Here is a 3,685-nt window from a genome sequence, read left to right as displayed (position 1 = left end):
GTAAGTGTTTCTTGCTTATTAAAATTATCCATAGTACAACGTGAATTCCAGAGAAAAAGAGAAATCGCACCAAGAATAATACTTAAAACAAAAATGACATTTCTTTTTTTACTGTCACGGAACATTTTCTTTTCATTTTGTTTATCAAAGTAAAGAAAATCACGTATCGTCATTTTACTTATTCTTCTTAATAGATTAAGTAAAACCAAAACATAAATAGTTAAAAAATAAATTATCAATAGTCCAATAGAAACAAAATTCAAAGAAATAAAGAGAGTTTTTGGAATACCCAGTAAGTTTACAATTACTAACGACACAAACTGGCTGAATAAAAAGCCAATAGGAATAGCTAATACAAATGCTAAAATTCCCAACAGTATATTTTCAATTATAACTAAGTGGGCAATTTCTTTTTTCTTAATGCCAAGAAGCATATATGTTCCTAATTCTTTACTTCTTTTTTCAAACATAAATTTCGTTGTATAGTTGATCAAAAAGCATATCACAAAAATAATAAGGATATTTACAGCGAACAATGAATTCTTAAATGCATCCATACTGGAACATAACTTTACAATTTCATCAGAACTTGCCACCAAATTAAAAGCAAATATAAGAGAAAAGGATGCAGTAACGGTTATCAGATAAATCAAATAATCTTTAATATTTCTTTTTGTATTTCTATACGCTAACTTACCTAACATTTCCCACTTCACCTCCGAGCAAGGTTAATATATCCAGTATTTCATTGAAGAAATCTTTTCTGCTTTTTTCCCCTCTGAAAATTTCATTGAATATTTTACCGTCTTTCAAGAACAAAATACGTTCACAGAAAGACGCACTAAACGGGTCATGTGTTACCATTAAAATAGTAGCCTGCATTTTCTTGTTGATTTCAGACATTGTTTCCAGTAATAATCTGGAAGCTTTTGAGTCCAAAGCTCCCGTCGGTTCATCAGCTAAAATCAGTTTCGGTTCATTGATTAAGGCTCTAGCACAAGCACAACGCTGTTTTTGTCCGCCAGAAACTTCATAAGGAAATTTCGATAAAATATCACGAATACCCAATTTATCGGCGATAGCATGAACTCTTTTCTCAATATCAGTAGGGTTCTGTTTGTTGATAACCAATGATAAAGAAATGTTTTCTCCAATCGTTAAAGTATCTAAAAGGTTGAAATCTTGAAAAATGAACCCTAGATTTTCACGTCTGAAATCAGCAAAATCTTTATCCTTGATTTTGGTAATATCTTGATTATTGACTGTAATGTGTCCGCTGGTTACAGTATCAATCGTAGAGATACAGTTTAATAGGGTAGTCTTTCCAGAACCACTAGCTCCCATGATTGCGACAAATTCGCCCTTATCTACATACATAGAAATACCGTCTACTGCCTTTGTGATATTTCCAGAGTTACCCCCGTAGTATTTTTTTACTTGCTCTAAATTTAAAATGTGTTCCATTAAAAATCGCTCCTTTCTTCCTGCCACATTTATTTGTTTTGGAATACAATTAAATTATAGCAAGGGCAGTATTCAATTACACTTACAGTTTTGAAAGTAAACAGAGAGTAAAAGAGCCGTGATAATGCAGATCACAATTCTGTGAAGCATTTCCACGACCCTTTTATTATAATTTTGCCTTTGTCTTTTTCGTAATGATATAAATATATTCTTCTGGTGTAGGACGTTTATTCCCAAAATACTTTTTGAAATTTGCCTGCACCTCTGGGTCGGTGCTATTCATAGCTTCATCAATCGTAGCTTCAATATCCGCCCGAACATCAGCCAATAATACACCGCCAGCTTTTGCACCAGCTTTCAATGCCTTTTTTATATCTCTTTTGTTCAGTCCTATCATATTCATACCTCAATTCTACTTTTTAAAGCTAATAAGTTTTCCATTGTATTTTACAATGATGAATATGATATAAAACACTCCTGCAAAAATCAAAATAAGACCTATGTAATAGCCTAATTCAGAATGAGAGATTAAATTGATAATAGGCATAACAAGAATACCAATACTAACCAGTAAAGTGCCTATTCCTATTTTTTTTGTAAACACCTTTTTATCTTTAGGGTCAAGTTGTGTATAATGATAACCATGTAATAAAGTAATATTCTCTTTTATACCTATTTGATAAGATGTAAAAAGTAAAAACAATCCTATAACTATTTCAACAATCAATTCCTCTAATTCCATAATCGTTCTCTCCTTTAATCAAAATAAAATAATTCTTCAAATTTTTTATCTAAAGCTATACAAAGCACTAATGCCAATTTTGCTGTTGGATTAAATTGTCCAGTTTCAATAGAACTAATTGTATTCCGAGAAACCCCGACTAGTTCAGCTAATTCTGTTTGTGATAATTTTTTTTCTTTTCGTACAGTTTTTAATCTGTTTCTCAAAATTAAATGTTCGTCCATTCTATAAACCTACCATTAAAAATTTATAAAAGTAATACCCCATAAATAGAAGAAAGAATAAAGCAATAACAAATTTGGATTTATTTTTTGAAATATGTGCTTCATAACCCATAGAGCCAAATGCCACAGACCCAATAATTGTCATTATGTCATAGTAAGGTTCTTTACAAACTGCTTTAATGAAAAGAATTAAAATGCAGATAAATAAAACAAACATTAAGCCAAAAGATTTCCCTTGAAGTTTAATATGTTTTTCGTATTCATCAAGATATAGATTCTCTTTTTTGTTTTGTGATAGTATTTTTTCTTTATCCATTATATAACGCTCCTTTCAAATAATACCAAGTACACTTGTTATTTATATTATAGCATTCGGTCATTACAAGTCAATATTTTTGCACAGTTTTCTTGTCGTTTTGTAAAAGCGTGCAAATCTGATAGGAAATGCACGCTATATCATTTATCCTACAATCTTCCAGTTACTATCCTTATGTAGCACAAGCTCATACTGCGATACCTGCGTCGCTTTTGTCTGATTATCAATGAATTTTACCGCAACCTTGACTTTCACATTGTCGCCGTCCTTTATAAAGATAGGGTTTACCAGTTCAGAATAAAGGTAGTCCCTGCCGATAGGTTCAATCACATTTCCCAATACATAGTAAGCAAGCTCTTTTTCCGTCGCTGTTGGGTACAGCTTAAAGAATGTTTCCAGAAAAGCGGTAGCGTCATTTACCGTATCAGCGTCCACGCTTGCGTCTGCTTCTGGTGTCTTAGGCTCATAGTCTGATTTTTCAACTGCTGGTGCAAGGGTAGGGTTTTGAACGATTACCATATCCCCGTCTGCGTCCACATAGACTTTTACAGTATAGGTTGCTTTCACATTGCTTGTCTGTTCTCCCTCTTTTATCTGCTGATCTACTTCGTAGGTAGCAGAAAAAGTGTCCGCTCCCGATTGCTCGATATGCCATACAATCACATCTGTAACCGTGGAGCTGGTCGGTATATCGGTTCTAATGGTGTCTACATTTAAGTCCTGCAATTCCTTTGTCAGATAACCGCTGATTGCCTGCGTCCTTGCTTCGATAGCTTCTTTGCTGTTATCCCATGTGTAATAGGACTTCGCAAAGTTTTTCACGAAATTTTCTATCCCGTTGGTGTCCTGCAAGCGAAGTTCAATGATTTCTTTTTCATGGGTGGTGTGCTGGTCGATAGCCGTAAAATTCTTATACACCCCAAAGCTCACGCTTGCGAC

At 33.5% G+C, this 3,685-nt stretch carries 7 protein-coding genes; all 7 read right to left on the bottom strand.

Going from position 1 to position 3,685, the window contains the following annotated elements; genetic code table 11:
• Positions 1-704: FtsX-like permease family protein (locus tag WKT11_RS19590; protein ID WP_340285741.1), on the bottom strand; the 704-nt coding region annotated here is incomplete at its 3' end.
• A complete protein-coding gene (locus WKT11_RS19585) occupies positions 694-1,464 on the bottom strand; it encodes an ABC transporter ATP-binding protein (RefSeq protein WP_003061398.1) in 771 nt (256 codons plus the stop codon). The genes WKT11_RS19585 and WKT11_RS19590, both read right to left, overlap by 11 nt.
• Before the next feature lie 166 nt (positions 1,465-1,630).
• Positions 1,631-1,861, bottom strand: coding sequence for a hypothetical protein (locus tag WKT11_RS19580; RefSeq protein ID WP_055261593.1), 231 nt, complete (start codon positions 1,859-1,861; stop codon positions 1,631-1,633).
• Positions 1,862-1,876: 15 nt separating this feature from the next.
• Positions 1,877-2,206, bottom strand: a complete 330-nt coding sequence (locus WKT11_RS19575; protein ID WP_055261591.1) for a DUF3784 domain-containing protein — start codon at positions 2,204-2,206, stop codon at positions 1,877-1,879.
• Between the two features lie 14 nt (positions 2,207-2,220).
• Positions 2,221-2,430 carry a helix-turn-helix transcriptional regulator gene (locus tag WKT11_RS19570; RefSeq protein WP_005342572.1) on the bottom strand — a complete coding sequence of 70 codons (210 nt, stop codon included), beginning with the start codon at positions 2,428-2,430 and terminating at the stop codon, positions 2,221-2,223.
• Position 2,431: 1 nt separating this feature from the next.
• Positions 2,432-2,746, bottom strand: coding sequence for a DUF6442 family protein (locus WKT11_RS19565; protein ID WP_055157126.1), 315 nt, complete (start codon positions 2,744-2,746; stop codon positions 2,432-2,434).
• Positions 2,747-2,890: 144 nt separating this feature from the next.
• On the bottom strand, positions 2,891-3,685 hold a 795-nt coding region (locus WKT11_RS19560; protein ID WP_340285726.1), incomplete at its 5' end, for a conjugal transfer protein.

The sequence above is a fragment of the Blautia sp. HCN-1074 genome, assembly GCF_037890165.1.
Lineage (GTDB): Bacteria > Bacillota > Clostridia > Lachnospirales > Lachnospiraceae > Blautia_A.
Note: the sequence above shows the minus strand (reverse complement) of the source record. Positions and strands in the feature narration are given on the sequence as shown.

Bases quoted from the DNA above. Each gene is read 5' to 3' on its own strand.
- WKT11_RS19585 (WP_003061398.1), bottom strand. From the start codon at position 1,464: ATGGAACACATTTTAAATTTAGAGCAAGTAAAAAAATACTACGGGGGT.
- WKT11_RS19580 (WP_055261593.1), bottom strand. From the start codon at position 1,861: ATGATAGGACTGAACAAAAGAGATATAAAAAAGGCATTGAAAGCTGGT.
- WKT11_RS19575 (WP_055261591.1), bottom strand. From the start codon at position 2,206: ATGGAATTAGAGGAATTGATTGTTGAAATAGTTATAGGATTGTTTTTA.
- WKT11_RS19570 (WP_005342572.1), bottom strand. From the start codon at position 2,430: ATGGACGAACATTTAATTTTGAGAAACAGATTAAAAACTGTACGAAAA.
- WKT11_RS19565 (WP_055157126.1), bottom strand. From the start codon at position 2,746: ATGGATAAAGAAAAAATACTATCACAAAACAAAAAAGAGAATCTATAT.